This window comes from Acinetobacter sp. MD2(2019) (assembly GCF_035615615.1).
GTDB lineage: Bacteria > Pseudomonadota > Gammaproteobacteria > Pseudomonadales > Moraxellaceae > Acinetobacter.
Genome location: NZ_VTDU01000060.1, coordinates 1 through 1,201 on the forward strand (window position 1 = coordinate 1; position 1,201 = coordinate 1,201).

Below are 1,201 nucleotides of genomic sequence, written 5' to 3' on the forward strand. Positions count from 1 at the left end.
ATATATGTGTATAAAAAATGGATTTTTTAACAATTGGCAAGAAAACTCAAAAATATGCAGAAATATTAAATTTAAATATATGTTTATAAAAGACTTTTAAAACTAAAGTATAATGTAATAAATTATATTATTGAAAATTAAGCATTAGATTATGGTTGCCTCAATGTTCTATTTTTGCATAAAGGATAAAATATAAGCTTACATCATACCATTTCGGCAATAGAAAGGGCTCTGCATTGATCATTTACATTTACAGAAAAAGCCTGTGTGTTGCATTGTTTGTTAGGTGACTGAAATGTTGTAAATAAAACACTTGCACTAAAAAAAGAATTAATATTAAATGAAAACGATTATTATTAACAGTAGGTAGTATTATGTCATATTCGTTGCCACAACTTCCTTACGCATACGATGCACTTGAGCCACATATCGATGCCAAAACCATGGAAATTCATCACAGTAAACATCATCAAACCTATATTAATAATATTAATGCCGCCCTTGAAAATACAGTTTGGGATAATCTTCCCATTGAAACGCTGCTACTTAAGCTAGATGAACTTCCAAATACCTTAAAAGGCATGGCAATGAACAATGGCGGTGGGCATGCCAATCATTCATTATTTTGGACAGTCATGAGCCCACAAGGTGGGGGAGAACCGACTGGCGTTTTAAAAGAAGCCATTGAAACGCAATTGGGTGGTTTTGAAAAATTTAAGCAAGATTTCACTCAAGCTGCTTTAAGTCGTTTTGGTAGCGGTTGGGCGTGGTTATCTGTAACAGAAGATAAAAAACTTGTGGTTGAAAGTAGTGGCAACCAAGATTCGCCCTTAACTTGGGGCAATACCCCAATTCTGGGCTTAGATGTTTGGGAACATGCGTATTATTTAAAATATCAAAACCGCCGACCAGAATATATTGCAGCATTTTATAATGTGATTGATTGGAATGAGGTTTTACGTCGTTATCAGGCGGCTTTAGCCGATTAATGCTTAAAATAGATATAAATACAAAAGGATAAGTGATTTATCCTTTTGTGCTATGAAATGCTTGAAAATGTTCGCGCACAACCTGTAGCCACGCCTGAACTGCAGGAGAATGCGCACTATTCTTTTTCCAAGCCATGACCAAATGCCAAGGAATACTTGGATTTTTTAGTTGTACAGCAGCAAATAAATTCGGATCTAACAAGTTGGTGTAA

2 protein-coding genes are annotated in these 1,201 nt (G+C 34.7%); one reads left to right on the forward strand and one right to left on the reverse strand.

From position 1 onward, the window contains the following. Nucleotides 1-374: 374 nt before the first annotated feature. Nucleotides 375-989, forward strand: a complete 615-nt coding sequence (locus I2F62_RS13035) for a superoxide dismutase (RefSeq protein WP_324627412.1) — start codon at nt 375-377, stop codon at nt 987-989. Nucleotides 990-1,026: 37 nt separating this feature from the next. Here the strand turns inward: I2F62_RS13035 and I2F62_RS13040 are convergent. Beyond that, nucleotides 1,027-1,201: LysR substrate-binding domain-containing protein (locus I2F62_RS13040; protein ID WP_420713765.1), on the reverse strand; the 175-nt coding region annotated here is incomplete at its 5' end.

Excerpts from the sequence above, each read along its gene's own strand:
- I2F62_RS13035 (WP_324627412.1), top strand. The coding sequence starts at position 375 with ATGTCATATTCGTTGCCACAACTTCCTTACGCATACGATGCACTTGAG.